At 72.4% G+C, this 26,121-nt stretch carries 24 protein-coding genes; 8 read left to right on the forward strand and 16 right to left on the reverse strand.

The window, feature by feature from the left end; all coding sequences use genetic code 11:
* Positions 1-26: 26 nt before the first annotated feature.
* Positions 27-2,156, forward strand: coding sequence for an MMPL family transporter (locus BLW14_RS23200; protein WP_177154073.1), 2,130 nt, complete (start codon positions 27-29; stop codon positions 2,154-2,156).
* A gap of 73 nt (positions 2,157-2,229) precedes the next feature.
* Here the strand turns inward: BLW14_RS23200 and BLW14_RS23205 are convergent, their stop codons facing one another.
* From BLW14_RS23205 to BLW14_RS23230, 5 genes are all read right to left on the reverse strand, one after another.
* Positions 2,230-2,808 carry a winged helix-turn-helix domain-containing protein gene (locus BLW14_RS23205; protein ID WP_093709120.1) on the reverse strand — a complete coding sequence of 193 codons (579 nt, stop codon included), beginning with the start codon at positions 2,806-2,808 and terminating at the stop codon, positions 2,230-2,232.
* A 317-nt stretch (positions 2,809-3,125) separates the two neighbouring features.
* Entirely contained in the window at positions 3,126-4,037 is a 912-nt protein-coding gene (locus BLW14_RS23215; RefSeq protein ID WP_093709121.1) for a DUF6891 domain-containing protein, read from the reverse strand.
* A gap of 83 nt (positions 4,038-4,120) precedes the next feature.
* The gene (gene glnII, locus BLW14_RS23220; protein ID WP_093709122.1) at positions 4,121-5,155 is read right to left on the reverse strand and encodes a glutamine synthetase; all 1,035 of its coding nucleotides are present in this window, start codon (positions 5,153-5,155) and stop codon (positions 4,121-4,123) included.
* Positions 5,156-5,285: 130 nt separating this feature from the next.
* On the reverse strand, positions 5,286-6,407 hold the full coding sequence (locus BLW14_RS23225) for an ARPP-2 domain-containing protein (RefSeq protein ID WP_093709123.1): 1,122 nt from the start codon (positions 6,405-6,407) through the stop codon (positions 5,286-5,288).
* Positions 6,404-7,864 carry a hypothetical protein gene (locus BLW14_RS23230; protein WP_093709124.1) on the reverse strand — a complete coding sequence of 487 codons (1,461 nt, stop codon included), beginning with the start codon at positions 7,862-7,864 and terminating at the stop codon, positions 6,404-6,406. The genes BLW14_RS23225 and BLW14_RS23230 overlap by 4 nt, the downstream gene beginning before the upstream one ends.
* A gap of 235 nt (positions 7,865-8,099) precedes the next feature.
* On the opposite strand from BLW14_RS23230, the gene BLW14_RS23235 reads away from it, so the two are divergent.
* Positions 8,100-9,020 carry a Gfo/Idh/MocA family protein gene (locus tag BLW14_RS23235; RefSeq protein ID WP_093709125.1) on the forward strand — a complete coding sequence of 307 codons (921 nt, stop codon included), beginning with the start codon at positions 8,100-8,102 and terminating at the stop codon, positions 9,018-9,020.
* A gap of 19 nt (positions 9,021-9,039) precedes the next feature.
* Here BLW14_RS23235 and BLW14_RS23240 read toward each other — a convergent pair whose 3' ends face one another.
* Positions 9,040-9,507: a MarR family transcriptional regulator gene (locus tag BLW14_RS23240; protein ID WP_093709126.1), complete on the reverse strand. Its 468-nt coding sequence runs from the start codon at positions 9,505-9,507 to the stop codon at positions 9,040-9,042.
* Between the two features lie 71 nt (positions 9,508-9,578).
* Between BLW14_RS23240 and BLW14_RS23245 the strand changes: the two genes are divergently transcribed.
* Positions 9,579-10,442: an alpha/beta fold hydrolase gene (locus BLW14_RS23245; RefSeq protein ID WP_093709127.1), complete on the forward strand. Its 864-nt coding sequence runs from the start codon at positions 9,579-9,581 to the stop codon at positions 10,440-10,442.
* On the opposite strand, the gene BLW14_RS23250 is transcribed toward BLW14_RS23245, so the two are convergent.
* Positions 10,439-10,807, reverse strand: coding sequence for an arsenate reductase family protein (locus BLW14_RS23250; RefSeq protein ID WP_093709128.1), 369 nt, complete (start codon positions 10,805-10,807; stop codon positions 10,439-10,441). The two genes, BLW14_RS23245 and BLW14_RS23250, sit on opposite strands and share 4 nt — an antisense overlap.
* Positions 10,808-10,948: 141 nt before the next feature.
* Between BLW14_RS23250 and BLW14_RS23255 the strand changes: the two genes are divergently transcribed.
* Positions 10,949-11,230 (forward strand): hypothetical protein, encoded by a 282-nt coding sequence (locus BLW14_RS23255; RefSeq protein WP_093709129.1) that lies wholly within the window; start codon positions 10,949-10,951, stop codon positions 11,228-11,230.
* A gap of 43 nt (positions 11,231-11,273) precedes the next feature.
* On the opposite strand, the gene BLW14_RS23260 is transcribed toward BLW14_RS23255, so the two are convergent.
* Both BLW14_RS23260 and BLW14_RS23265 read right to left on the reverse strand, forming a co-directional pair.
* Complete coding sequence (locus BLW14_RS23260; RefSeq protein WP_093709130.1) at positions 11,274-11,714, reverse strand: hypothetical protein; 441 nt, start codon at positions 11,712-11,714, stop codon at positions 11,274-11,276.
* A 62-nt stretch (positions 11,715-11,776) separates the two neighbouring features.
* Positions 11,777-12,151, reverse strand: coding sequence for a VOC family protein (locus BLW14_RS23265; RefSeq protein WP_093709131.1), 375 nt, complete (start codon positions 12,149-12,151; stop codon positions 11,777-11,779).
* A gap of 311 nt (positions 12,152-12,462) precedes the next feature.
* Between BLW14_RS23265 and BLW14_RS23270 the strand changes: the two genes are divergently transcribed.
* A complete protein-coding gene (locus BLW14_RS23270) occupies positions 12,463-13,965 on the forward strand; it encodes a SulP family inorganic anion transporter (protein ID WP_093709132.1) in 1,503 nt (500 codons plus the stop codon).
* Position 13,966: 1 nt separating this feature from the next.
* On the opposite strand, the gene BLW14_RS23275 is transcribed toward BLW14_RS23270, so the two are convergent.
* Positions 13,967-15,241 carry an MFS transporter gene (locus BLW14_RS23275; RefSeq protein ID WP_093709133.1) on the reverse strand — a complete coding sequence of 425 codons (1,275 nt, stop codon included), beginning with the start codon at positions 15,239-15,241 and terminating at the stop codon, positions 13,967-13,969.
* Between the two features lie 242 nt (positions 15,242-15,483).
* Here BLW14_RS23275 and BLW14_RS23280 point away from each other — a divergent pair, with 242 nt between their 5' ends.
* On the forward strand, positions 15,484-17,376 hold the full coding sequence (locus BLW14_RS23280; protein WP_093709134.1) for an SMI1/KNR4 family protein: 1,893 nt from the start codon (positions 15,484-15,486) through the stop codon (positions 17,374-17,376).
* Between the two features lie 86 nt (positions 17,377-17,462).
* Here BLW14_RS23280 and glnA read toward each other — a convergent pair whose 3' ends face one another.
* Positions 17,463-18,872: a type I glutamate--ammonia ligase gene (glnA, locus tag BLW14_RS23285; RefSeq protein ID WP_093709135.1), complete on the reverse strand. Its 1,410-nt coding sequence runs from the start codon at positions 18,870-18,872 to the stop codon at positions 17,463-17,465.
* Positions 18,873-19,169: 297 nt separating this feature from the next.
* On the opposite strand from glnA, the gene BLW14_RS23290 reads away from it, so the two are divergent.
* Complete coding sequence (locus BLW14_RS23290) at positions 19,170-19,637, forward strand: RDD family protein (RefSeq protein WP_177154074.1); 468 nt, start codon at positions 19,170-19,172, stop codon at positions 19,635-19,637.
* A 76-nt stretch (positions 19,638-19,713) separates the two neighbouring features.
* Here BLW14_RS23290 and BLW14_RS23295 read toward each other — a convergent pair whose 3' ends face one another.
* The 4 genes from BLW14_RS23295 to lipB form a co-directional block, all read right to left on the reverse strand.
* Positions 19,714-20,421: a DUF4191 domain-containing protein gene (locus BLW14_RS23295; protein ID WP_093709137.1), complete on the reverse strand. Its 708-nt coding sequence runs from the start codon at positions 20,419-20,421 to the stop codon at positions 19,714-19,716.
* A gap of 10 nt (positions 20,422-20,431) precedes the next feature.
* Positions 20,432-20,647 carry an SCO2195 family GlnR-regulated protein gene (locus BLW14_RS23300; protein ID WP_093710827.1) on the reverse strand — a complete coding sequence of 72 codons (216 nt, stop codon included), beginning with the start codon at positions 20,645-20,647 and terminating at the stop codon, positions 20,432-20,434.
* A gap of 328 nt (positions 20,648-20,975) precedes the next feature.
* Positions 20,976-21,911: a lipoyl synthase gene (lipA, locus tag BLW14_RS23305; RefSeq protein WP_093709138.1), complete on the reverse strand. Its 936-nt coding sequence runs from the start codon at positions 21,909-21,911 to the stop codon at positions 20,976-20,978.
* A 159-nt stretch (positions 21,912-22,070) separates the two neighbouring features.
* Positions 22,071-22,883 (reverse strand): lipoyl(octanoyl) transferase LipB, encoded by an 813-nt coding sequence (gene lipB / locus BLW14_RS23310; protein WP_093709139.1) that lies wholly within the window; start codon positions 22,881-22,883, stop codon positions 22,071-22,073.
* A 276-nt stretch (positions 22,884-23,159) separates the two neighbouring features.
* Here lipB and BLW14_RS23315 point away from each other — a divergent pair, with 276 nt between their 5' ends.
* The gene (locus tag BLW14_RS23315; protein WP_093709140.1) at positions 23,160-24,749 is read left to right on the forward strand and encodes an NsdA family TPR-like regulatory protein; all 1,590 of its coding nucleotides are present in this window, start codon (positions 23,160-23,162) and stop codon (positions 24,747-24,749) included.
* Positions 24,750-24,767: 18 nt separating this feature from the next.
* On the opposite strand, the gene BLW14_RS23320 is transcribed toward BLW14_RS23315, so the two are convergent.
* Positions 24,768-26,105: an NAD(P)/FAD-dependent oxidoreductase gene (locus tag BLW14_RS23320; RefSeq protein WP_093709141.1), complete on the reverse strand. Its 1,338-nt coding sequence runs from the start codon at positions 26,103-26,105 to the stop codon at positions 24,768-24,770.
* Between the last annotated feature and the right edge of the window lie 16 nt (positions 26,106-26,121).

The raw sequence follows: 26,121 nt of genomic DNA on the forward strand, positions 1-26,121 counted from the left end.
TTCCACCAACAGGGGGCGAACCCGCCATGAGGCGTAACCTCGCGGCACGTATCGGTGTGTGGAGCGCACACCACCGCAAGACGGCCATTCTCGGCTGGCTGCTCTTCGTCGTACTCGCCGCGGGCATCGGCGGCGCCTCGGGCATGGTCGAGATGACCGACGCGGAGAACGGCGCCGGCGACTCCGCCCGCGCCGAACAGATCCTCTCCGACGCGGGCCTGAGCCACCGGGCCGGCGAACTCGTCATGGTCTCGTCCGCCGAGCCCGACGGCTGGCGCCCCGCCGCCCGCGAACTCGCCGCCGCTGTCCGGGACACCGGCGAGGTCACCGGCCTCGCGGACCCGGTCGCCTCGAAGGACCGCAAGGACGCGCTGATCACCTTCGAGATGAAGGGCGACCCGGACACCGCGGCCGACCGGGTCCAACCGGTGCTGGACGCCGTCGCCGGCGTGAAGGAGAGGCAACCTGACGTCACCGTCAGCCAGTTCGGCGACGCCAGCGCCGGCAAGTGGCTCGGCGACCTGCTGTCCGACGACTTCAAGAAGGCCGAGTTCACCGCCGTACCGCTGGCACTCGGCATCCTGCTGGTCGCCTTCGGGGCCGTCGTCGCCGCCCTGCTGCCCGTGGGGCTCGCGCTCACCGCGTGCATGGCCGCCTTCGGACTGCTCTCGCTCGCCAGCCACCAGCTCCACCTGTTCCAGACCACGTACTCCGTGATGTTCCTGATGGGCTTCGCCGTCGGCGTCGACTACTGCCTGTTCTACCTGCGCCGCGAGCGCGACGAGCGGGCCGCCGGACGCGACGCCGAGACCGCCCTGCGCATCGCCGCCGCCACCAGCGGCCGGGCCGTCCTCGTCTCCGGGCTCACCGTCATGGTCGCCATGGCCGGCATGTTCCTGTCCGGCCTGATGCTCTTCAAGGGCTTCGCCCTCGCCACCATCACCGTCGTGTGCATCGCCATGCTGGGCTCCGTCACCGTGCTGCCCGCCCTGCTCTCCTGGCTCGGCGACCGCATTGAGGCGGGCCGGGTGCCGCTGCTGAACCGGCGCGGCAGGCGCGGTGACAAGCAGAGCGGCCGCATCGCAGGACGGGTGCTGCGCCCCGTCCTGAACCGGCCGAAGTTCTTCGCCGCCGCGTCCGTCGTCGTGCTGCTGGTGCTCGCCGTGCCCGCGATCGGCATGAAGACCGAATCCCTGGGCCTGGACAAGCAGTTCGGCTCGGACTCAGCGCTGTCCGTCGCCTACCGCGACATCAGCGAGACCTTCCCCGGCGGCCCCGCCCCGGCCCAGGTCGTCGTCGAGGCCGACGACATCGACGCCCCGGCCGTCCGCAAGGCCCTCTCCGGCTTCGACCACGTCACCGTCCACCGGGCTCAGAACGTCGCCGAGTTCGAGGTCCCGCTGCCCGGCGGCGAGAAGGACCTCACCGAACTGCGCGAGGACCGCCTGCCCGCCGCCTTCGACTCCAGCGGCGCCCACGCCTACGTCACCGGCGAGGTGGCCGGGTCCGTCGACTTCAACGACCAGCTGAAGCGCGGTATCGCACCCGTCTTCCTCTTCATCACCGCGGTGACGTTCCTGCTGATGCTCTTCTGCTTCCGCTCGTACGTCATCGCCGTGACCTCCATCCTGCTCAACCTGCTCTCCGTGGCCGCCGCGTACGGGGTCATGACCGCGGTCTTCCAGCACGGCTGGGGCGCCGGGCTGATCGGCTCGGAGGGCGTCGGCGCGGTCGAGTCCTGGATGCCGCTGTTCGTCCTCGTCGTCCTGTTCGGGCTCTCGATGGACTACCACGTCTTCGTGGTCTCCCGGATCCGCGAGGGCCGCGGCCGCGGCCTCACCACCCGGGCCGCGATCGACGAGGGCATCCGCCGCACGGCCGGCGCGGTCACCGGCGCGGCCGTGATCATGGTGGCGGTGTTCTCGGTCTTCGCGACCCTGTCCATGCAGGACATGCAGCAGATGGGCGTCGGCCTCGCGGTCGCGGTCCTGCTGGACGCCACGCTCGTACGGATGGTGCTGCTGCCCTCCGTGATGGCGCTGCTCGGCGAGCGCAACTGGCGCACCCCGCGCGGCCTCGGCAGGCTGCCGAGCCCGGACCACGGCGAACCGGAGCCGGCCGCGGTCGCGACACCGGTCGGGCCGGGGGCGCGCTGACCCGGGTGTACGAAGGCGGGCCCCGGTTCCGGTAGCGCGTACCGGAGCCGGGGCCCGCCCCTTTGCCGGGTGGTCAGGGCGTGTACTTGTACCCGACCCGGCGCACGGTCTGGATCGAGCGGCGGTGCTCGGCGCCCAGCTTGCGGCGCAGCCGGGCGATGTGGACGTCGACGGTCCGGCCGTCGCCCACGTGTCCGTACCCCCAGACCGTGGTCACCAGCTGGTCGCGGGTGTGGACGCGGTGCGGGTGGGCCACCAGATGGGCGAGGAGCTCGAACTCCAGGTAGGTCAGGTCCAGCAGCCGCCCGTCGACCGAGGCGGAGCGCTGGACGGAGTCGATGGTCACCGGGCCCGCAGCCTCCGCCGACGGCTGCTCGGGCACCGCGTACTGCGCGGCGGCGGCGGTGAGGGCCGGCTGCTGGTCGGCGGGCACGAGCACCAGGTAACCGACCATCGGCGGGCGGCCCGGCAGGCTGGGCAGGGTGTGCTGGGGAGCGGGGAACCAAGTGGCGCCCGGCGTCAGAAGGGCGGAGACGTCGGCCTGCTGGACGACCTCGTCGGGGGCCACGGCGCGCAGCCGGTGCCGGTTGGGGGAGTGGGGAGGGACGGAGGAGGTCGCAGCGGCGGCGGAGAAGGTACGGGTGTTCGGCATGAGGGGTCAGCTCTTTCGCGCGAGGGAGTCGTCGGTGGACGGACTTGCTGCGTGCGCGCGGACCGGAGGCCGGGTGAGGGCGTCAGAGGGCCGGCGCGTTCAGCGCGCGGCAACACACCCGGTCGAAGTCGTGATGCTGACGGGAGGGCCAGAACGGCTCGAGGTCGCTGCGACCTGTCGAGGTGTGCGGGAAGCTGGCCATGCCCCCATTGAAGCAGAGAACACGGCCCGGGAGCAGACCTCTCCCACCCGTCGATACGGTCCCTTTGCGTTACGTTCCTCACGCCGGGGCGGAGGCACCCCCTCCGGGAGCCGGCCTAACCCACCAGCCGCTTGCGCCAGTCCAGCCCCGTCAGCTCGATCGCCTTGTCCGGCGAACCGTCCCACTCCACCGTCAGCCCGGCCCCGCCCAGCACGGCCGCCACCTCGCGGCCCACCGCCGCGGTCGTCTCCGCGGAGTCGTCGAACCCGCCGTAGTACAGCGTCAGACCGTGCCCGGCCGCCGCGCTCTCCGTGCACTGGAGGTGGAAGAAGACGAAGCCCCGGGCGTCCTCGCGCCCGTCCGCGTATATCTCGCTCATCCCGCAGGAACGGCAGCACGTGAAGTGCTCCCGGGCGGTGATCCCGCGCCCGTCCAGCTCGGCGAACGCCCGCTCAAGGCGGTCCGGGTCCGTCACATCGGCCCAGAGCCGCTGCTCCTCGACCCGCTCCAGCCATAGCCGCTCCACCAACTCCCGCGCCTGAGCATGCGACACCGGCCGCACCCCGTCCTTCACGAGGTAGTCCTCGGCCGTCTCGGTGAGCGTCCGCACGCTCCCGTAACCCCCGCGCAGAAGCTCCCGCACCCGCGCCTCCAACTGCCCCCGGATCTCGGCGGGCAGCTCCGGCACCGGGTCCGGCTCGGGTATCCCGGCGCTCTCCCAGACGGTGCCCCCGTCCCAGCCCGGCTCCTGGCGTGCCCAGCCCGTCATCAGCCCGAGGACCCGCTCGGGGTCGTCGACGTCGGCCCGGACATGGCCGGCCGCCGAACCCGCGCGGTGCTCCACCGTGTAACCCGCGCCGGTCTCGTGCCACACCTGGATGAACGTGCCGGGGATGTCCGGGATCCGCTGGACCACCAGGAAGTTGTCCCCGCGCCCGCCGATGCGGTGCACGAGGTCGCCCAGCGCCCGCTCCGAAACGCGGGTGTGGGTCTGCTGGTTCTCGGTCTCGACCTTGACGCTGAGCATGGGACCAGCCTGGCACACCCCACCGACAACGGGAGGCGCCCACCGCGACGTGCGGTGGGCGCCTCCCGTGACGTACGGGCGGATCAGACCTGGCCGGCCTTCTCCAGGGCCGAGCAGCAGGTGTCCACGATCAGCCGCGTGACCACGTACGGGTCGACGTTGGCGTTCGGGCGGCGGTCCTCGATGTAGCCCTTGCGGTCCTGCTCGACCTGCCACGGGATGCGCACCGAGGCACCGCGGTCGGAGACGCCGTAGCTGTACTCGTTCCACGGGGCGGTCTCGTGCAGACCGGTCAGCCGGTCGTCGATGCCCGCGCCGTAGTTCTTGACGTGGTCCATCGGCTTCGAGCCCTCGCCCAGCGACTCGCAGGCCGTGATGATCGCGTCGTAGCCCTCGCGCATCGCCTTCGTGGAGAAGTTGGTGTGCGCGCCGGCGCCGTTCCAGTCGCCCTTGACCGGCTTCGGGTCCAGGGTCGCGGAGACGTTGAAGTCCTCGGCGGTGCGGTAGAGCAGCCAGCGGGCGATCCACAGCTGGTCGGAGACCTCCAGCGGGGACAGCGGGCCCACCTGGAACTCCCACTGGCCCGGCATGACCTCGGCGTTGATGCCCGAGATGCCCAGGCCCGCCTTCAGACAGTTGTCGAGGTGCTTCTCGACGATCTCCCGGCCGAAGATCTCGTCCGAGCCGACACCGCAGTAGTAGCCGCCCTGCGCCGCCGGGAAGCCGCCCTCGGGGAAGCCGAGCGGCCGGTGGCCGTCGAAGAAGGTGTACTCCTGCTCGATACCGAAGATCGCCTCCTGCCCGGCGAACTGCTCGGCGACCGGACGCAGCAGCGCCCGGGTGTTGGACGCGTGCGGGGTCATGTCGATGTCGAAGACCTCGCACAGGACCAGGACGTCGTCGCCGCCGCGGATCGGGTCCGGGCAGGTGAAGACCGGCTTCAGCACCCGGTCCGAGGCGTGCCCCTCGGCCTGGCTGGTGCTCGAACCGTCGAAGCCCCAGATCGGCAGCTCCGCCACGTCGGACGACGGGCCGCCGGACATGATCTTGGTCTTGGAGCGGAGCTTGGCGGTCGGCTCGGTGCCGTCGATCCAGATGTACTCAGCCTTGAACGTCACGGAAGCCATCCTTTGCGGGTGCTGCGGTCTATGCGCCGAAGCTTCGCAAGCCGCGATTTCCCGACCGTTGCCCTCGTGTGAACCCCGTGTTACCGAGGTTTCCGGCGGTGTTCCCCGGCCGCCCGGCCCCTCAGCGGTGCCGCAGCAGCGCCTCGAAGCCCGCGCTCCTGATCCGCCGCCGCAGCTCTTCCTCGCTGGTCCCCAGCGCCCGCGCGGCGTCCGGGAGCCGCCAGTCCGCGCCGGCCAGGCGTTGCAGGAGGTGGCCGCGCCGGACCTGCGCGTCGGACAGGCGGAACGTCTTCAGGTAGGCCACCCGGCCCTTGTGGTCGGTGATCGTCTCGCCGATGTGCTGCCCGCCGCCGTCGCGTACGAAGGGCGGCAGGAACCGCCACAGCGTGAACTCCCCCATCCGGTACACCTGGTCGAAGCCGTACGAGCCGTCCAGCAGGTCGCGCGCGAACAGCGTCCCGTGCGCATCGGACCACGCCCGTTCCTGCTCCCGCGCGGCCGCCCGCAGCGCGTCGAGCGTCCGCAGGTGCGGCCCGTCCGCGATGCGCGCCCCGAACTCCGGAACCGGCGCCCCGAACCACGCGTACTGGTGCACCAGCTCCCCGTACAGGTCCTCCACCAGCGTCGGATGCAGAAGCCGGTAGTCGTCGGGGTGCGGGACGGCGAAGGCGGCGGCCAGGGCGTCGGCCGCGTACACCATCACCCCGCACTGGCCCGGGTGGATCTCGAACGCCCGCAGCGCGTCGCCCAGCCCGCGTACCGACCACCCCAGGTACGCGTCCTCGGCGCGCGGCGACAGCCCGTCCCGCAGCGCCTGCCGGGACCACTCCTCCCAGGCGGTCGACGGGCCCCCGAAGTGCAGGGCGAGATAGCCCTCCAGTGCCAGATGCAGCGGCAGGAACCGCAGCCGGTCACCGGGCCGCCGCTTGGCGAGCCGGTGGTGGCGGTGGCGCGGCAGCCGTACGGTCCGGGCCGGAGCGCCGTCCTCGGCGCCGAACTGCGTCCCGTACGCGGCGCTCTCAGCCCCCTCGCCGGACCAGTCGGCGACGAAACCGTGCGGGATGTACGAGGTGTAGTGGGTACGCGGACCCACCTCCACCGCCCCCGCGCCGAGGCCGCCGTACACCTCCCGGTGCAGCCGCAGCCCCTCGACGGGAGTCTCGCGCACCAGAGGCACCAGCCGGATGCCGCCCCACACCTGCGAGGGACGGGCGGTCAGCCCGGTCAGCTCCAGCTTGTTCACCGCACCCCTCCCGCCTCGTCGTCCGTCGTGAACCGGGCGACCTGCCGGTCCAGATACGCGTACAGCTCGGCGGGCCCCGTGCGCCCCTCGGAGAACCGCGCGATCTCCACCAGCGCCGGCAGGTCCTCCGCGTCCCGGATGCCCGCCGTCGGCACGCCGGCCGACAGCCGCCGCACGTCAAAACCGTCCGCGTCGTATACGGGGTTCACATGCACCACCGCCGTCCGCCGGTCCCGGTCGAGCCGCGTCCGCCACACCCGCAACACCTCGCCCGCCAGCCCCGGCGGCGCGTTGTCCCAGCCGTCCGAGACGATGACCAGCCGCTCCGGTCCGTGCTCCAGGGCGTCGATGATCCGGGTGCCCAGCGGCGTCGGCCCCCACGGGCGCACGAGCAGCGGATCGCGGGTGCCGGTCGTCCAGAGCGGGGTGTACGCGCCGGGGGCGGCGAGCGCCTCCAGCAGGAAGTGGCAGGCCAGCGCCACGGCGAGCGGACGCCGGCGCTTCTCGCCCGAACCCGAGGAGGAGTAGCTGTCGTCCAGCACGGCGGCCACCCGGCCCCAGCTCCCGGCATGCGGCCCGGCCGCCCGGCGGGCCGCCGCACGCAGGGCACCGGTCAGCTCCGCCCGGTGCCGCACCCGCGCTTCCCGGTCCAGCGACAGGACGTACAGGGCGAGCCGGGTCAGCGGCATCACCGTCAGATCGACACCCGCCGGCAGCCCGTCCGCACCGGCTGCCCGCTGCCCCTGGGTGCGCAGCCGCTCCAGCCGGGTCATGCGGGGCGCCATCCGCTCCACGAACGCCTCGCGCCCCATCCCGTGCCGGGCCGCGAAGCCCTCCGCGACGGTGAACGGCAGTTCGCCGACCGCGCCCTGCTCGTAGTGCGCCCGGCGCCAGGCGTCCAGCAGCCGGTGCTCGTAGCGCGGCAGCGTCCCCGGCCGGAACAGGAACGTTCCCAACTCCCCGTCGAGCGGCAGGTGTGCGTGGCGGACGGCGGTCTTCAGCCCGGCGCGGTACTTCACCGCGTCGTGCGCCGCGTCCGGCCGGGCCGCCAGCCAGTCCCGCGTGATCGCCCGGGTCCGCCGGTTGTTCACCTTCGCCGCGCGCAGCTCCCGGAACAGCCGGTAGACCCGCTGCGGCGGCAGCTTCGCCAGCCGGGCCGCGATCAGCTGCCCCTCGGTGCGCTTCTGCACGGGCGACGCCTCGCCCGCGTGCTCCAGCAGTCCGCGCACGACGCGTACGGCGTTGTGGTCGTTGATGTCCAGGGCGAGCGAAGCGGCGTACACCCGGCGGTAGTTGACGCGTACGTACTCGTGCAGGAAGCCGAGCGAGAGCCGCTGCCGGTACGCCTCCGAGCGGAATTCGCGCTGTCCGGTCGCGGTGATCGCGGCGTTGACGAAGAGGAGCACGTCCTCGGCGGCGACCAGGTCGGCGAAGGTCTCGGTGGCGGCAGTCGTCATGGTGGGTCCCCCGTGGTGTTCCGTACGGCGGTACGCGCATGCGGAAGCCGGCCGGGGAATGGGGGCGCGAGCAGCGAAATTATTGCTTCAGAGGCAAGTCCCGGAAGTCGCACCGGAGTCCCGCGGCCGGCCCCGCCAACGTATCCGCTCGGGCGCGGGAGACGCCACCGCATTGCGGGGCGCGGTGGTGCGCCGGGGACTCGGTCCCGGGCCCACCACCCGTCACACTGGACCCATGACGACACCCGAGACCCCCCTGCGCATCGGCCTCGCCGGCACCGGACCCTGGGCCCGCAACACCCACGCACCCGCGCTCGCCGCCCACCCCGGCGTCGTACTCAGCGGGGTGTGGGGCCGACGGGCGGAGGCGGCCGAGGAGCTGGCCGGGGAGTACGGCGCCGCCGCGTTCTCCGGTGACGCGGGGCTCGACGAGCTGTTCGCCGTGAGCGACGCCGTCGCCTTCGCGCTGCCGCCGGACGTGCAGGCCCCGCTCGCCGCCCGCGCCGCCGCGGCCGGCTGCCACCTGATCATGGACAAGCCGGTCGCCACCACGGTCGCCGGTGCCCGCGAGGTCGCCGAGGCCGCCGAGCAGGCCCGGGTGGCGTCCGTCGTGTTCTGCACGCTCAGGTTCGCCCCGCAGACCGCTGCCTGGATCGCCGAACAGAGTGCGGTGGGCGACTGGTTCACCGCCCGCGCCGACTGGATCGGCGCACTGTGGGCCCCGGGCAGCGACAGCGAGTACGCCGCGTCGCCCTGGCGCCGCGAGCGGGGCGGGCTCTGGGACGTCGGGCCGCACGCCCTCTCGGTCCTGATCCCGCTCCTGGGCGACGTCACCGGACTCACCGCCGCCCGCGGCCCCTCCGACGTCCACCACCTCGTCCTGCGCCACACCTCGGGAGCCTCCAGCACCGTGACGCTCTCCCTGGGCGCCCCGACGGCCGCCGCCGGGGTCGAGGTCGTCCTCCGGGGCGAGCACGGCGTCGCCTCGCTGCCGGGCTGGGACGGCGCGGTCGACGCGTTCGCCGCGGCGGTCGACGCGCTGATCGCCTCGGTACGCACGGGCGAGGCCCACCCCTGCGACGTGCGGTTCGGCCTCCGGCTGACGGAGCTCCTCGCGGAGGCGGAGGCGCAGGCCCGGGCACGGTCGGGGGAGTAGGGGCCGGGGCGCGGCGGGGTCAGGCGCCGGTCCCCGCCGCGCCCCCCTGCGACACAGCCGCCAGGAAGCCGTCCAGGAACCGCCGTACCGCCGCGACCTCCCCCGCGTCGAATCCCCGCAGTAGCGCCACCGCGCTCCCGATCGCCGGCCCGAACGCCTCCCACCCCAGCTCCACCGCCTGCGGAGCCACCCGCAGCAGCACCCGCCGCCGGTCCCGCTCGTCGCGCGTCCGCGTCAGATGCCCCAGCCGCTCCAGCCGGTCGATGAGCGCCGTCGTGCCCGCCGAGTTGAGCCCGAGCTCCGCCCCCAGCCGCCCGGCGGTGACCCCCGTCCCGTCGCGCTCCGCGTCCAGCAGGCACACCAACGCGCGTACATCGGTGGGATGCATCCCGTGCCGCGCCGCGAACTCCGCCTGCCGCAGCCCGAATTCGGACGTCACCCGCCGCAGCAGATGCACGATCTCCAGCTCCGGCCCCTGCTCGCCCATCTCCGGCCCCTCCCGATATTGTCTCGCTCAGCGAGATGATATCCAGGTGTACGGAGTCCAAGGGAGCACCCATGACATCCACCCCGCCCGCGAGCCCGGCGTTCCTCGCCGCCTACGACGAGACCGTCGCCGCCACCTGGCCCCCCGGCACCGCACCGACTGCGGTCCCGACCCCGTACGGCACCACCCACCTCAACAGCTACGGCCCCGAGGACGCCCCGCCCCTGCTGCTGCTCCCCGGCGGCGGCGCCACCTCCACCGCCTGGTACGCCCAGGCCGCCGCACTCGGCCGCACCCACCGCGTCCACGCCGCCGACCTCATCGGCGAACCGGGCCGCAGCACCGCGGGGGAGCGCCCCATCCGCAGCGTCGACGACCTCCGCGGCTGGCTCGACGCACTGCTGGACGGCCTGGGCGCCACGGAACCGGTCGCCCTGGCCGGGCACTCGTACGGCGGCTGGATCGCCCTCCACTACGCCCTGCACGCACCCGACCGGCTCCGGAAGCTGATCCTCCTCGACCCCACCGGCTGCTTCAGCGGCTTCCGCCCCGGCTACCTGCTCCACGCCCTGCCGATGCTGCTCCGCCCGAACGCCGCCCGCACCCGCGCCTTCCTGGACTGGGAGACCGGCGGCGCCGCCCTCGACCCCCACTGGCTGCGGCTGCGGGAGGAGGCGGCCGGCTTCCCCTCGGCGCGCCCGGTCACCGGACCCCGCCCGAAGCCGGAGGCCCTGCGCGCACTCGCCGTACCGACACTCGTCCTCCTCGCAGGCGGGAGCCGCGCCCACGACGCCGACAGGGTGGCCGCCGCCGCGCACCGGCTGCTGCCCCGGGCGGAGACGGCCGTCCTGCCGGACGTCTCTCACCACGCACTGCCCCTGCACGCCCCGACGGCCCCCGAACTCAACCGCAGAATGGGCGAGTTCCTCGCCTAGGACGCCCCGCGCCCCAGCGCGTCCCGTACCGCCTCCTCCGACCGGCCCACGACCGCCGTGCCGTCCTCCGCCGTGATGATCGGTCGCTGGATCAGCTTCGGGTGTCCGGCGAGGGCGGTGATCCACCGCTCGCGCGCATCCGCGTCACGCGGCCAGTCCTTCAGCCCCAGCTCCTTCGCGTCCGCCTCCTGCGTCCGCGTGATGTCCCACGGTTCGAGGCCCAGCCGGTCGAGCACCGCCCGGATCTCGTCCGGCGACGGCACGTCCTCCAGGTAACGGCGGACCGTGTAGTCGGCCCCCTCCGCGTCGAGCAGCCGCACCGCGCTGCGGCACTTGGAACACGCGGGATTGATCCAGATCTCCATGGGGCCAAAGGTACGGGACGGGCTCCCCCGGGATGCCCGAAAACCCCTCTGGCCAGGGCCGATTGTCAGTGCCGGGCAGTAGAATGGGAGTCAGATCGTGAGGGTTCCGACGAGTTCCGCCACCGTGCCAGGAGGTTGCCCATGGCCGTTGCCGCAGTCACGACCAAGCCGCTCGACAAGCCCCTGCACCAGCCGCTGACCAAGAAGCCGCTCCCCGCCGGCCGCCCGCGTGAGTGGTACGTCTCGCACAACCGCCGGCTGAAGGCGATGCGCCTCGCCATCGCCCTGCTCGACACCGGCGTCTACATCCCGTCCACCGCGAACAACGCCCGGATACGCACCACCGCCGAGCGCCTCGGCATCCACCCGCCGTCCGACACCACCTGCCGCATGGTCCGCGCCCTGATCCGCTACGGCCGCTGACCGACGAGGGGCGGGCCCCGGATTCCTTCCGGGGCCCGCCCTCTCAGTACCCGTCGCAGGTCGCCGTCGCGAACGCGCCCGACGCCGAGTCCGTACGCCGCGCACCCCCGTCCACGGTCACCGCGCACGACACGTCGCCGCCGCCCCGGCCCACGCTCACCACGAACGAGCCGCCGCTCAGGAAGCCCTTGCTGTCCAGCTCCCCGGCCCACGGCAGCGACCGCAGCGCCAGCCGCCCCGTCGACAGCTCCTCACCCCGCCACGTGCTGTAGGTGAGCACCACGTCCCGGGCGGTCCCCGTCACCTCGTACCGGATGTGCACCTTCCGCGACCCCTCGGAGCGGACCACGTCCGACAGCACCGCCGTGACCGCGCCCGCGGCGAGCGCCAGCAGCACCGCGACCAGCAGCACCACCCACGGCCACACCCGCCGCCGGGGAGGCTGCGGCGGGACCGGATCGCCGGGCGGCACCTGCTCACTCATCCACCCAGCCTCCGCCCTCCGGCTCCGCACCGCGACCCCTCCGCGTCCGTCCGGCTGGAGAACTACAGGTACGGCCGCGTGATCAGCTCGATCGCGTGTCCGGCCGGGTCCTTGAAGTAGACGCCCCGCCCGCCGTGCTCGGTGTTGGTCTCACCGGACCGCTTCATCTGCGGATCCGCCCAGTGCTCGATCCCGCCCTCGACCAGCCGCGCACAGGCCCGGTCGAACAGCTCGTCGTCGAGGAGGAACGCGTAATGCTGCATCTGGATCTCCACCGGCGGCTCGGCGAACTGGAGCAGCACGCCGTGCTCCAACTGGATGTTGACGAACGGCCCCCAGGAAGGAGCCTCGTCCAGCTCCAGCAGCTCCCGGAAGAACCGCGCGGACGCATGGCGGTCCACGGCGGCGATGATGGTGTGGTTGAACGAAACGGACATACTTGACGACCTCTTGATCTCTACGGCTCGGCACAGGGGAAAAACGCACGCTGTACGAGTCGGAGGGAGGTCCTCGCGCGAGAGGGGCGGATCGCCCGACGGGGCGCTTCCGGCGGGGGCTCAGCCCACCACCGGGTAGCCGTTCCGTGCATGGCGTATCGCCGGTCCGGTGTTCACGGACACGACCCTAGGGGCACCGGCCGGGTGTGTACAGTTGTTTGGCGCCCGAGGACGCGCGCGTACGCGTGTGCAGGTTCCACGCCCGGCCACCGCGGACCGGTGGACGCCCCCCGACCGACAGGTACGCCTCCTTGTCCTCCTCCACCACGCCCGCGCTCCGGCTGCGCGCCCTCAAGCCCGACTGGATCGCCGACCCCAAGGTGTGGCGCACCGAGGTCCTCGCCGGACTCGTCGTCGCCCTCGCCCTGATCCCGGAGGCCATCTCCTTCTCGATCATCGCCGGCGTGGACCCCGCGATCGGCCTCTTCGCCTCGTTCACCATGGCGGTCACGATCTCGGTCGTCGGCGGCCGCCGCGCGATGATCTCCGCCGCCACGGGCGCCGTCGCCCTGGTGATCGCCCCGGTCAACCGCGAGCACGGCTTCGGCTACCTGGTCGCTACCGTGATCCTGGCCGGCCTCTTCCAGATCCTGCTGGGCGCCCTCGGCGTCGCCAAGCTGATGCGGTTCGTGCCGCGCTCCGTGATGACGGGCTTCGTCAACGCCCTGGCGATCCTGATCTTCATGGCCCAGGTGCCCGAGATGCACGACGTGCCGTGGGAGGTCTACCCGCTGATCGCGGGCGGCCTGCTCCTGATGGTGTTCTTCCCGAAGGTCACCCGGGTGATCCCGGCGCCCCTGGTCTCCATCGTCGTCCTCACCACGATCACCCTGGCAGCCGGGCTCGCGGTCCCGAGCGTGGGCGACAAGGGCGACCTGCCCTCCTCGCTCCCGGTCCCGGGCCTCCCCGACGTGCCGTTCACCCTGGACACCCTGACGACCATCGCCCCCTACGCCCTGGCGATGGCGCTGGTCGGCCTCATGGAGTCCCTGATGACCGCCCAACTGGTCGACGACATCACGGACACCCGCTCCAACAAGACCCGCGAGTCCGTCGGGCAGGGCGTCGCCAACATCGTCACCGGCTTCTTCGGCGGCATGGGCGGCTGCGCCATGATCGGCCAGACGATGATCAACGTCCGCGTCTCCGGAGCCCGCACCCGGCTGTCCACCTTCCTCGCCGGCTCCTTCCTGATGGTGCTCTGCATCGCCTTCGGCCCGGTCGTCTCCGACATCCCGATGGCCGCGCTGGTCGCCGTGATGGTGATGGTCTCCTTCGCCACGTTCGACTGGCACTCCATCGCCCCGAAGACCCTGCGCCGCATGCCGGTCGGCGAGACCGCCGTCATGGTCATCACCGTGGCCATCGTCGTCGCCACGTCCAACCTGGCGATCGGCGTCGTCGTCGGCTCGGTCACCGCCATGGTGATCTTCGCCCGCCGCGTCGCCCACCTCGCCGACGTCACCGCGGTCGTCGACCCGGACGGCGGCCAGGTCGTCTACTCCGTCACCGGCGAGCTCTTCTTCGCCTCCTCCAACGACCTGGTCACCCGCTTCGCGTACGCCACCGACCCCGACAAGGTCGTCATCGACCTCTCGGCCACCCACATCTGGGACGCCTCGTCGGTCGCGGCCCTGGACGCCATCGGGACGAAGTACGCCCAGCGCGGCAAGACCGTCGAGATCGTGGGCCTCAACCGGCCGAGCGCCGCCCTGCACAACACGCTGAGCGGCGAGCTGACGGGCGGCCACTGAGCTACTCGGCGCTCTCCCCGGCCATGTGCCTGAGGGCGAGTACCAGGCTGGGGAGGGCGACGGCGGCCGAGATCAGGAAGACCGCCTGCGGGTTCCACCACATGACGATCACCGAGGCCGCCACGAACCCGCAGACGCTGATGAAGTTGTCGATCATCGTGTCGATGCCCTCGACCCGGCCGAGATACGCGGCCGGAATCCTGCTCATGAACAGGGACGTCACCGACACGTTGTACGGGGCGTTGGCGAGCGCGCTGACGGCCACCCCCACCCCCAGCACGTAGATGTTCGGCGCCACCCCCATGACCACCTGCGCCACGCACAGCCCCAGCATCGACACCGCCATGAGCCGCCCCAGGAACGCCTGCTTCGCCAGCGCGGTGGCCAGCACCGCCGCGATCACCGCGACCACGCCGTTCAGCGAGTAGATGTACCCGAGAGCCGAGGCGTCCAGCGCGAAGGTGCGCGCGACGACGAAGATCAGCCCGTAGCTCGTGCAGGCGGTCAGGAACGCGATCCCGTACGACGCGAGCAGCAGCGCACGGATGTCCCTGCTCCGCCGGATGATCCTGACGCCGTCGGGGAAGTCCGCCCAGTGACCGCCGCTCTTCTCCTCCCCGTCCTCGCCCGGTTCGGCGGCCACCGGCAGGGGCCCGGGCGCCCCGGGCGCCTTCAGCACCCGGCGCAGGCTCCGGAGGATCACGGCGGACACGACGAACGACGCGCTGTCGACGACGAAGGCGAGGCTCGCGGAGCCGGTCGCCAGGGTGATCGCGGCGAGGGACGGCCCGACGATCTGCACGACCCACTGCCCGGTCTCCATGAACCCGTTGGCACGCGGCAGCCGCTCCGCGCTCACCAGCCGCGGCAGCAGCGAGAACGACGAACTGTTGAAGAAGACGCCGACGCCGTTGCCCACCGCGATCAGGACGAGCGCGGGGACCGTACGCGAATCGAGCGCACACCACGCGAGCCCGAGGCCCACCCCCGTACGGACCAGGTCGGAAACGACGAGCACGTTGTACTTGTCGTACCGGTCCGCGATGACCCCCGAGAGGCCACCGAGCAGCATCCCGGGCAGATTCGCCAGCAGCACCACGAGCAGCCGGGCGCCGGTCGAGCCCGAGGTGGCGGTGAAGATCCACACGTTGACGGCGAGAAGCCGGAAGGCGTCGCCCATGGCGGACACGAGGAACGACGTGTAGAAGAGCCCGAAGGCAGCCCGGCTCTCCCCCCTCTCGGCACGATCGGAGCCGAATCCGGCTTGTACGGTCATCGAGTCCCCGCCCCCAGGCGACAGCCGGCATCCTGACGTCGCACAGCATGTCCATGCCGGGAACCCGCCGCAATCGAATAGTGCGGCGCCCCTCCGCGAGCCGCCCCGGGCCTTGGTCAGCCACGATCCAGAAGCGCCCGCACCGCCGAGGGCCCACCAGGTCTCCGGGCCCTTCCACCGACCCAGCCGCCCGGACGGGGCACGGCGGCGTTGTTGTCGGTGCCGGATGACACCATCCGGCCATGAGCAGAGGATCTTTTGACTGGCGCGAATTCCTGGGGCGCTGGCAGGACGAGTGGATTCCGGCCGAGGACGACGAGGAGGCGGGCGAAGAGGGGCCGCGCCCGCTCGGCGTACCGGGGGCGGCCGAGGCCGAGATCGCCGCCGCCGAGGCCCGCCTCGGGCAGCGGCTGCCGTCCTCGTACCGGGCGTTCCTGGCCGCGAGCAACGGATGGCAGGTGGACCAGACCGCCGGGATCTACCGGCTCGGCGGCGCCGAGGACATCGAGTGGTTCGGGGACCCCTTCGGTATGACCCCGATGTACGAGGAGAACCTCGGCGAGAATCCGCGCCCCGAAGAGGTCCTGATGGCCGGGATGTGGACCCGCGCGCTGCGCCTGGAGACCGACTCCGACATGTCGTACGCGCTCCTCGACCCGGGCGACACCGACGAGGACGGCGAATGGGCCCTGTACGTCTACAAGGGCTGGGGCGGTGAGTACCCGGAGCGCTACGCCTCGTTCCGCGCGTTCATGGAGGACATGTACCGGCACTTCCACGGCGACCGCGCCGCACAGCCCGGCTTCGTGAACGCGACCACGCGCGCCCAGGACGCCGGTGTCGAGGAGGCCAGGCGGCTGGCCCTGTGCGGACGGTACGAGGAGGCCGTGCCGCTGCTGGAGGACGCGCAGTCCTTCGGCCGGCCGCACAGCCGTGTGCTGCTCCAGCAGATCCGGCAGTTCCTCGCCCCGAGCGGCCACCAGGACTACGGCATGCTGGTCGGCGACCCCCGCTACCTGTCCGAGTTCCTGCCCGTGCAGGCCCTGGAGCCCGGCCGGGGTACGGGGCGGCGGCCGGGCGGGGACGGCCACTGGCTCGGGATGATCGCCGCGCGGGGCGTCCCCCGCGAGACGGCCGAGGCCCTCCTCGGCGCCGTCCGGGACGGCACCCACCGCTACGCACCCGACGGCGCCTGGGGCCTGGCCGTCGCCCGCGCCCGGGACGAGGCCCGCTGGGGTGCGACGGACGCCGCCTGGCGCACGCTGCGCGCCGGCCTTCCGGACTGGGAGACCACCGGCCCCTCGCTGATCGCCCCGGTCGGCCTGGTCGCCGACCCGTACCTCGGCCCGCTGCTCACCCCGGAGCGCGGCGCCGAACTCCTCGCCACTCCCCGCTCCGGCGAACGCGGCCCCGCCCCCGTCCCCGTTCCGGACCTCGACCCGCCAGGCCTCCTCTGGCTCACCGAGCCCGACACCTACCAGCCGTCCTTCTCCGGCTACCGCTGCGTCTGGGTGGAGGACGTGTCCCCGGACCGCCTGCCCGCACTCCTCGGCGCGGAGGGCGCCACTCTCGGCGCCCCCATGAACGTCCGCATGACCGCGTACCACCGACGCGACCGACAGGGTCTCGACGACGCCGAGCCGTGGGAAAGCCGGGCCACGGTCAGCGTCGGCCGCACCGCCGAGGGCTGGTCCTTCGCCTTCGACGGCGAGTCCCACCTGCCGGGCGACCGCCTCGCTCCGCCCTCCGTGGCCGCCTCCGCCACCGGCCGGGCGGTCGTGGTCTGGAACGAGCCCCGGCGCGAGGACCCCGATCCCGCCCGCTCCGCCTTCCACCTCTCCGTCGCCGAACAGGGTCGCGAGCTCTACGCGTTCACGGTCCGGGGCGCAGAAATCCAGCGCTTCGGAGAGATACCCGAGGCCCTGGCTCCCGACCGGCTCATCCGCCCCGAGGACACCCCCCTCGCCAACGAACGCCGCTTCCTGACGGCCCTCCACACCGAACTCAACCTCTCCCTGCCCCGCTTCGCCCTCTCCCGCGGCGCCCTCCACAGCTTCCCCACCCGCTCCTGGACCCGCGCCCCGCGCCCGGGGGAGAGCTACGCGTACCTGAGCATCCGCCGGCACCGCCCCTGAGCCACCGGACCCGGACGTAAACGGGCCGGGCCCGCCCCTCCGTCGAGGAGGAGCGGGCCCGGCCCGGCGTGTGCGCGATCCGCGGTCTAGAGGTCGAAGTACAGCTCGAACTCGTGCGGGTGCGGGCGCAGCTGGATCGGGGCGATCTCGTTCGTGCGCTTGTAGTCGATCCACGTCTCGATCAGGTCGGACGTGAAGACGCCGCCGGCCTGGAGGTACTCGTTGTCGGCCTCGAGGGCGTCCAGGACGGCCGGGAGGGACGTCGGGACCTGCTGGACGTTGGCGTGCTCCTCGGGAGCCAGCTCGTACAGGTCCTTGTCGATCGGCTCGGCGGGCTCGATCTTGTTCTTGATGCCGTCCAGGCCGGCCATCAGGAGCGCCGAGAACGCCAGGTACGGGTTGGACGACGGGTCCGGGGCGCGGAACTCGACGCGCTTGGCCTTCGGGTTGGAGCCCGTGATCGGGATGCGCATCGCGGCGGAGCGGTTGCGCTGCGAGTACACCATGTTGACCGGCGCCTCGAAGCCCGGCACCAGGCGGTGGTAGGAGTTCACCGTCGGGTTGGTGAAGGCCAGCAGCGACGGGGCGTGCTTCAGGATGCCGCCGATGTAGTAGCGCGCCATGTCCGACAGGCCCGCGTAACCCTGCTCGTCGTAGAACAGCGGGTCGCCGCCGGCCCACAGGGACTGGTGGACGTGCATGCCCGAGCCGTTGTCGCCGAAGATCGGCTTCGGCATGAAGGTCGCGGTCTTGCCGTTGCGCCAGGCGACGTTCTTCACGATGTACTTGAAGAGCATCAGGTCGTCGGCCGCGGCGAGCAGCGTGTTGAACTTGTAGTTGATCTCCGCCTGGCCGCCGGTGCCGACCTCGTGGTGCTGGCGCTCGATCTCCAGGCCGCTGTTCTGCAGCTCCAGGGACATCTCGGCGCGCAGGTCGGCGAAGTGGTCGACCGGCGAGACCGGGAAGTAGCCGCCCTTGTAGCGGACCTTGTAGCCGCGGTTGTTCTCGACCGCACCGGTGTTCCAGGCGCCGGCCTCGGAGTCGATGTGGTAGAAGCTCTCGTTCGCCGACGTCTGGAAGCGGACGTTGTCGAAGACGTAGAACTCGGCCTCGGGACCGAAGTAGGCGGTGTCGGCGAAGCCCGTGGAGGCGAGGTACGCCTCCGCCTTCTTGGCCACGTTCCGCGGGTCACGGCTGTACTGCTCGCCGGTGATCGGGTCGTGGATGAAGAAGTTGATGTTGACGGTCTTGTCGCGCCGGAAGGGGTCGACCCGGGCGGTCGACAGGTCCGCGCGGAGCGCCATGTCGGACTCGTGGATGGCCTGGAAGCCGCGGATCGACGAGCCGTCGAAGGCAAGCTCGTCGGCCGGGTTGAAGGTCGCCGCCGGCACGGTGACGTGCTGCATCACACCGGGCAGGTCGCAGAACCGGACATCGATGAACTTGACGTCGTTGTCGGCGATGAACTTCTTCGCGTCGTCGGCGTTCTGGAACATCCAACTCCTCCTACTCCCGGCCCGGGAGGGACGGGGTTGCAGCTCGTTGTGTGACCAGTGCGGTGGCACACGCTGGACCCGACCATAGGCAGACCGGATTTCTCAAGCATGACCCATTTGTTTCGCCGAAGTTAACCGGCGCGAGTGCGACGGGCCGTCCCATGGTCTTCGCACTGCCTCCTTCCCCCTGCCTCGCGGGTTTCTCACCCGTTTCAAACGGGTGTCCGAGGAATGGGACGAGGAGTGGGACGGCACCCACCGGGGAAGGCGCACGGCCCGGCGCAGTACCGTGTTCGGGTGGACAACAGGCAAGCAATCGGATCGTGGCTCTCCGGGCCGCGCGCGGCCGCCGAGGAGATGGGCGCCGACTTCGGCCACCGGGGCAAGCGGCTCGGCCTCCCCGAGCAGGGCCCCGGGGCCATCGCCCCGCTCGGCCGGCGCTTCGGGGCCCTCTTCATCGACTGGGCCCTGTGCATGCTGATCGCATACGGACTGTTCGCTCGCGGTGACCAGCAGGCGTCCGGCAACTGGGCACTCGGCATCTTCCTCGTGATGAGCGTCCTCACGGTCGGCACGATCGGCTGCACCCCGGGCAAGCGCATCGTGGGCATCCGCGTCATCTCCGAGGACGGCGGCCGCCTCGGCCTCGTACGCGTCCTCATCCGCAGCGTGCTCCTCTGCCTGGCCATCCCCGCCCTGGTCTGGGACCGAGACGGCCGCGGCCTCCACGACCGCCTGGCCCGCGCGGTCCAGGTCCGCATCTGAGGCGCAGGGAAGCGCGAAGAGGGCGGGCCGTGAACCACGTGGTTCACGGCCCGCCCTCTTCGCTTCTCCGGACGAGTCAGCGCATCTTGCCGCGCGGCATCCGCATGCCCTTCGGCATGGGCCCCTTCGGGAGGGGCATGTTGCTCATGAGGTCCCCCATCGCGCGGAGGCGGTCGTTGGCGGCCGTCACCTGGGGGCCGGTCAGGACGCGGGGGAGCTTGAGCATCTTGGTGCGGACCTTCTTCAGGGGCACCTGGCCCTCGCCGTTGCCGACGATGATGTCGTGGACGGGGACGTCCACCACGATGCGGGCCATCTTCTTCTTCTCGGCCGCGAGCAGGCTCTTCACCCGGTTCGGGTTGCCCTCGGCGACCAGCACGATGCCCGCCTTGCCCACGGCGCGGTGGACGACGTCCTGGCTGCGGTTCATCGCGACCGCGGGGGTCGTCGTCCAGCCGCGGCCCACGCGGTCCAGCACGGCCGCCGCGGCGCCCGGCTGGCCCTCCATCTGCCCGAAGGCGGCGCGCTCGGCGCGGCGTCCGAAGACGATCGCCATCGCGAGGAGGGCGAGCACGAAGCCCAGGATGCCCAGGTAGATCGGGTGGTCGATCAGAAAACCGATCGCGAGGATGACACCGAAGGTGACGATTCCCACACCCGCGACCACAAGACCGATCTTGGAGTCGGACCGCCTGGTCATCTTGTAGGTCAGAGCGATCTGCTTGAGCCGCCCCGCGTTCTCGGCGCTGTCCGCGCCTTCAGTGGTGTTTGCCTTCCTCGCCATGCGATGAAGTTTACGTGGCCCGGGAACGGCGGGCGGCCACGGCCTCCCGTTCCGGCACGTAGCCGGACTCGACCCGGTCCTCGGCCCGGCGGCGGTCCTCCAGGACGGCCGTCCAGGCGTTGCGGCGGGCGGTGCGCTGGCCGCTGCTGAGCAGCAGCGACTCGACGGCGCGGAGGGCATCGGTGACGGTCGGGATGACGGTGGCGCGTACCGGCGCGGCCTGCATCGTGGAAGTCCCCTCGGAAACGATCTGCGTGTGCTGCGCGGACTGGAGACGTCGCGCGGGGGAGACGGTGGTGGACGGAGTCACCACGTCATCGCGCTGCGCGTTCATCCAGGGTCACTGTTCGGTGTTACCAGCGCATGACCGGTCGGTCAAACACCAATGAAACCTTGATACGGGCGCCGCGCACGCCGACGCGGTCCGTCCGCGCCCCGGGGCCTCTCGGACCTGCGGGGAGCGGCCGGACCGCGTCGTTGCGGGCGTCGCGCGGCGGTGGCCGCCTGTGTGCGGTCTCACACGGGCGGCCACCGGCCGGAATGCTGCGGGGTGCTTACGCGGAGGGCGTCGGGACCTGCGCCTCGCGCCGGTCCATCGCCTGCTGGAACAGCCGGCCCGCGCGGTACGAGGAGCGGACGAGCGGTCCGGACATGACGCCCGAGTACCCGATCGCGTCGGCCTCGTCCTTCAGCTCGACGAACTCGTCGGGCTTGACCCAGCGCTCGACGGGGTGGTGGCGCACCGACGGCCGCAGGTACTGCGTGATCGTGATGAGCTCGCAGCCCGCGTCGTACAGGTCCTGGAGCGCCTCGCTGACCTCTTCGCGGGTCTCGCCCATGCCGAGGATCAGGTTCGACTTGGTCACCAGGCCGGCCTCGCGAGCGCGGGTGATGACCTCCAGGGACCGCTCGTAGCGGAAGCCGGGGCGGATGCGCTTGAAGATGCGCGGCACCGTCTCCACGTTGTGCGCGAGCACCTCGGGGCGCGAGGAGAAGACCTCGGCGAGCTGCTCGGGCTCGGCGTTGAAGTCGGGGATCAGCAGCTCGACCTTGGTGCGGCCGGCCTCCCGGTCCGCGGTCAGCGCGTGGATCTGGCGCACGGTCTCCGCGTACAGCCAGGAGCCGCCGTCCTCCAGGTCGTCGCGGGCGACGCCGGTGATGGTGGCGTAGTTCAGGTCCATCGTGACGACCGACTCGCCGACACGGCGGGGTTCGTCCCGGTCCAGGGCCTGCGGCTTGCCCGTGTCGATCTGGCAGAAGTCACAGCGCCGGGTGCACTGGTCGCCGCCGATGAGGAACGTGGCCTCGCGGTCCTCCCAGCACTCGAAGATGTTGGGGCAGCCGGCCTCCTGGCACACCGTGTGCAGGCCCTCGCTCTTGACGAGTTTCTGCAGCTGGTTGTACTCGGGGCCCATCTTCGCCCGCGTCTTGATCCACTCGGGCTTGCGCTCGATGGGGGTCTGGCTGTTCCGGACCTCGAGGCGCAGCATCTTGCGCCCGTCGGGTGCGACAGACACTCCGGCACTCCCCTTTGCTTTCACTGCATTGGATTCTTCGGCGAACACCAGGGTACGCCCGTAGTTCATTCGGTTGTACGTCTGCCCAACCTGGGGCAGGCGGGGCCTATTCCCGGAGGCGTGTTCCGTGGGTCACGCCGTGGCCATGGCGTCGCCGGTGCGTTCGATCGTACGGGGGGCGAGTTCGGCGTTCTCCAGGATGTCCCGGAGGTGCCTCTCGACGACGGGGAGGACCTCGGCGATGGTGATGTCGCGGCCGAGTTCGTAGCTGAGCGAGGTGACACCGGCGTCCCGGATGCCGCAGGGCACGATCCGGTCGAACCAGGTGTTGTCGGGGTTCACGTTGAACGAGAAGCCGTGCATGGTGACGCCCTTGGCGACCCGGATGCCGATCGCGGCGAGCTTGCGGTCCTCGCGGCGCTGTCCGGCGTTGGAGGGGGCGTACTCCGGGCCGTTGAGCCGGGGGTCGAACTCCTCGTCCGCCAGGCGCGGGTCGAAGTCGAGCGTGAGGCCGCCGAGGGCGGGGCGCTGCTCGACGGGGTCCCCGAGGACCCAGACGCCGCTGCGGCCCTCGACGCGGCTGGTCTCGACGCCGAACTCGGCGGCGGTGCGGATGAGGGCGTCCTCCAGGCGGCGCACGTGGGCGACGACGTCGACGGGGCGCGGGAGCTTCTGGATCGGGTAGCCGACGAGCTGGCCGGGGCCGTGCCAGGTGATCTTGCCGCCGCGGTCCACGTCGATGACGGGGGTGCCGTCGAGGGGGCGCTCGCTGTCGGCCGTGCGCCTGCCCGCGGTGTAGACGGGCGGGTGTTCCAGGAGCAGGCAGGTGTCCGGGACGGTGTCCTCGAACCGTGCCGCGTGCACCTCGCGCTGCTTCTGCCACGCCTCCTGGTAGTCGACGGCGTTCTCGCCGAATCCCATACGGACGAACCGGAGCTCAGTCACGGAAGCAGCCTCTCTCCTCGCGGTGCCGTGGGCCGGGGGGTGTCCCCGGGCCGCGTCACCCTGCACGAATCGCGCCCCAGTCACTGTACGACCGGCCTCTGCGCGTGGGCCCGGCAGGTCTTCCCGTCAGCGCCGTCCACAATCCTCACACGATCGGATGAATGTGGAGCGAATGGTGCGGCGGCCGCCCGGGCGACGGCTAAATTCGCGCCGTTCGTCAGAGGAGGCCCCGAGGGCTGCCCGCCCCGCCCCCGAAGGCAGGAGACCCTACAGCTGATGTCGGAACGACCTCCGCAGCGCACGCCCAACCGCCGGCTCGCGGCGCTCATCACCGAGGCCGGTTTCTCCAACGCCGGCCTCGCCCGCCGGGTGGACCAGCTCGGCCTCGAACACGGCCTCGACCTGCGGTACGACAAGACCTCCGTGACCCGCTGGCTGCGGGGCCAGCAGCCCCGGGGCACCACGCCCGCGCTGATCGCCGAGGTCTTCACGCGGCGCCTGGGCCGCCGCCTCTCCGCGCAGGACCTGGGCCTGGACGCATGCGCCCCGGTCTACGCGGGTCTGGAGTTCGCGGCGACCCCGGCCGAGGCGGTCGACATCGTCAGCGGGCTGTGGCGCAAGGACTCGGGCAGCCAGACCGAGCTGCGGAAGATCGCGTTCACCCCGGCCGGTCTCGTCGTCCCCAGCCGGGACTGGCTGATCGGCCGGGCGGACGAGTGGGTCGGCAGGCCGGCGCCCGGCGCGCCCGTGAGGGCCGGTGCCGTGAGGCCCGCGGCCGGTGCGCAGGTCCCGGTCGTGCCCGCCTCGTACGCGGCGCACGGGGCCGTCGTGCCCGAACAGGGCGGCGGGCGGCACGGCGTGCGGGGGCCGGTGCCCTCGCGGCCCGGCGGGGCGCCCGCGCCGCCCGGCGCCCCGGCCGCCACCGGTGTGCCCCGGCAGCGGCAGACCGAGCGGGGTTCGGGGCTCAGGGTCGGCGAGGGGGACGTCGCCGCGCTGCGTTCGGTCGCCGAGCTCTTCCGCACCCTCGACCACGCCTACGGCGGCGGGCACGCCCGGCAGGCCCTCGTGCGGTACCTGGAGCACGAGACGGAGCCGATGCTGCGGGGCACGTACGGGGAGGCGACCGGGCGGCGGCTGTTCGCGGCCGCCGCCGACCTGACCCGGCTGGCCGGCTGGACCTCGTACGACATCGCGGCGCACGGGCTGGCCCAGCGCTACTTCGTACAGTCGCTGCGGCTCTCGCAGGCGGCCGGGGACCGGGCGTACGGCAGCTATGTGCTGATCACCATGAGCCGTCAGGCGGTCTACCTCGCGCACGGGCGGGAAGCGGTGCAGCTGGCCCGGGTGGCCCAGCAGGGCATCGGCTCGGCCGCGCCGCACACCGTCATGGCCCTGCTGCACGCGGTGGAGGCGCGCGGGCACGCGGTGCTCGGGGACGCCAAGGCGTGCACGGCCTCCCTGGCCCGGGCGGAGCGCGCGCTGGAGGCCGCCCGGCCGGGCGACGAGGTGCCGCACTGGGCGCGCCACTTCGACGAGGCGCAGCTCGCCGACGAGTTCGGGCACTGCCACCGCGACCTCCAGCAGTACCGGCCGGCCGCCCAGTACGCGGAGCGCGCGCTCCAGCTGCGCGCCCCCGCGTACGCCCGGAGCAGGCTGTTCTGCCGGGTGGTGCTGGCGTCCGCCCGGCTCGGGCTCGGGGAGCTGGACCAGGCGTGCCGGCTGGGCGCGGAGGCGGCTCAGCAGGCGGCCGAGATGCGTTCGGCGCGGGCCACGGAGTACGTGCGGGACTTCGAGCGCCGGCTGGAGCCCTTCCGGGACGCCGCCGCCGTCCGGGGCTACCGGGAGCGGGTGGCGGCGCTGGGCTGACCCGGGCCCTGTGTGCGGTCAGGCCGCCTCGGGGAGCGCCGGCGCGTCCCCGGTGGCCGGGCGTACGCCGAGGTCGCTGAGGATCGAGGCGGCGGCGCGGTGGCCCGAGGCCAGGGCGCCCTGGACGGTGCCGGTGTCGCGGTGGTCGCCGCAGACGTAGAGGCCGGCGAGGAGCCGGACGGGGCGGTGAGGGTCGTGCGGGGCCGGCATCGCGGGTACGGCCTCCGGGTCGTGGTGGGCGGCCAGCAGCTCCCAGTCGTCGGTGGGCACGCCGTAGAGCGTGGCCAGGTGGGCGCGTACCGTGCGGTCCAAGTCGTCGGGCGGGGTGCCGAGAACCGTGGAGCTGATCAGGGCCCGGCCCCGCGGCGCGCGGGCCGGGTCGACGGCGCTCATCACGGCGGTGTGGGCGACGGGGCCCGAGCGGTCGGCGTCCAGGAGCAGTGAGGCGCCGGTCGGCGGGGGAGCCGGGGCGGTGTGGTGGAGCACCGTGACGGGGTGGAAGGACGGCAGCCGCAGGCCCGGCAGCAGCTCGGCGGCGGCGCTCGCACCGGTGGCCACCAGCAGGGAGCGGCAGCCCAGTTCGCCGTGTTCCTTGGTGCGTACGGAGGTGATGTCGGCCGAGGTGACGTGCACTCCGGTGCGTATGGTGCCGGGCGGCAGGGAAGCGGCGAGGAGCGCCGGCAGCGTACCCGCCCCGCCCTCCGGTACACACAGCCGTCCGCTCGCGTAGGTGCGCAGGGCGAGGTCGGCGCAGCGGCTGGAGGTGGTGAGGTCCGGGTCGCTGAGCAGTGCGGTGAGCAGGGGGCGTACGAAGCCGTTGAGCGTGCGGGAGGACAGCCGGCCGGTCAGGGCGTCGAGCGCGGCACGTTCGGGGCGGTCGAGGACGCGGGCCGTGGGGGTGGCCGCCAGCCGGGCCAGGGCCACGCCGAGCCGGGCGTGGTCGATGGCACCGCCCATGGCCCCGGTGAGGGCGCCCGGGCGTGGCGGCCGAGGGGCGTGCGCGAGGGCGCGCGCCGCCTTGAGCGCGCCCCGTGCGCCCGGTACGCGGCGGGTCTCGCCGGTGCGGTGGCGGCGGCCCTCGCTGTGGACGAGGACCCCGGGATCGAAGGTGCGCAGGGCGAGCCCGTCGAGCCCGGGTGTGGTGCGCAGCTCCGGGTAGGCGGTGTTGAGCAGCGGGCCGATGCGGTCGAGGCGGAACCCGTCCACCTCGTCGGTCGTCATCCGGCCGCCGACGCCGGGGCCGGCCTCCAGGACGCTGACACTGACTCCCGCGCTGGTCAGTCGGCGGGCCGCCGACAGGCCGGCGATCCCGGCCCCGATGATGACGACGTCCGCGTGGTGTGCCGTGCTGAGCACGTGCCCTCCCCGATTC

The sequence above is a fragment of the Streptomyces sp. 2131.1 genome, from assembly GCF_900105515.1.
Taxonomy (GTDB): Bacteria; Actinomycetota; Actinomycetes; order Streptomycetales; family Streptomycetaceae; genus Streptomyces; species Streptomyces drozdowiczii.

Coding starts and splice junctions, on each gene's coding strand:
- BLW14_RS23280 (WP_093709134.1), top strand. CDS start 15,484: ATGAGCAGAGGATCTTTTGACTGGCGCGAATTCCTGGGGCGCTGGCAG.
- BLW14_RS23260 (WP_093709130.1), bottom strand. CDS start 11,714: ATGAGTGAGCAGGTGCCGCCCGGCGATCCGGTCCCGCCGCAGCCTCCC.
- BLW14_RS23295 (WP_093709137.1), bottom strand. CDS start 20,421: ATGGCGAGGAAGGCAAACACCACTGAAGGCGCGGACAGCGCCGAGAAC.
- BLW14_RS23215 (WP_093709121.1), bottom strand. CDS start 4,037: ATGCTCAGCGTCAAGGTCGAGACCGAGAACCAGCAGACCCACACCCGC.
- lipA (WP_093709138.1), bottom strand. CDS start 21,911: ATGCTGCGCCTCGAGGTCCGGAACAGCCAGACCCCCATCGAGCGCAAG.
- BLW14_RS23300 (WP_093710827.1), bottom strand. CDS start 20,647: ATGCAGGCCGCGCCGGTACGCGCCACCGTCATCCCGACCGTCACCGAT.
- BLW14_RS23245 (WP_093709127.1), top strand. CDS start 9,579: ATGACATCCACCCCGCCCGCGAGCCCGGCGTTCCTCGCCGCCTACGAC.
- BLW14_RS23205 (WP_093709120.1), bottom strand. CDS start 2,808: ATGCCGAACACCCGTACCTTCTCCGCCGCCGCTGCGACCTCCTCCGTC.
- BLW14_RS23240 (WP_093709126.1), bottom strand. CDS start 9,507: ATGGGCGAGCAGGGGCCGGAGCTGGAGATCGTGCATCTGCTGCGGCGG.
- BLW14_RS23200 (WP_177154073.1), top strand. CDS start 27: ATGAGGCGTAACCTCGCGGCACGTATCGGTGTGTGGAGCGCACACCAC.
- BLW14_RS23265 (WP_093709131.1), bottom strand. CDS start 12,151: ATGTCCGTTTCGTTCAACCACACCATCATCGCCGCCGTGGACCGCCAT.
- BLW14_RS23230 (WP_093709124.1), bottom strand. CDS start 7,864: ATGACGACTGCCGCCACCGAGACCTTCGCCGACCTGGTCGCCGCCGAG.
- BLW14_RS23250 (WP_093709128.1), bottom strand. CDS start 10,807: ATGGAGATCTGGATCAATCCCGCGTGTTCCAAGTGCCGCAGCGCGGTG.
- glnA (WP_093709135.1), bottom strand. CDS start 18,872: ATGTTCCAGAACGCCGACGACGCGAAGAAGTTCATCGCCGACAACGAC.
- BLW14_RS23315 (WP_093709140.1), top strand. CDS start 23,160: ATGTCGGAACGACCTCCGCAGCGCACGCCCAACCGCCGGCTCGCGGCG.
- BLW14_RS23255 (WP_093709129.1), top strand. CDS start 10,949: ATGGCCGTTGCCGCAGTCACGACCAAGCCGCTCGACAAGCCCCTGCAC.
- BLW14_RS23235 (WP_093709125.1), top strand. CDS start 8,100: ATGACGACACCCGAGACCCCCCTGCGCATCGGCCTCGCCGGCACCGGA.
- BLW14_RS23275 (WP_093709133.1), bottom strand. CDS start 15,241: ATGACCGTACAAGCCGGATTCGGCTCCGATCGTGCCGAGAGGGGGGAG.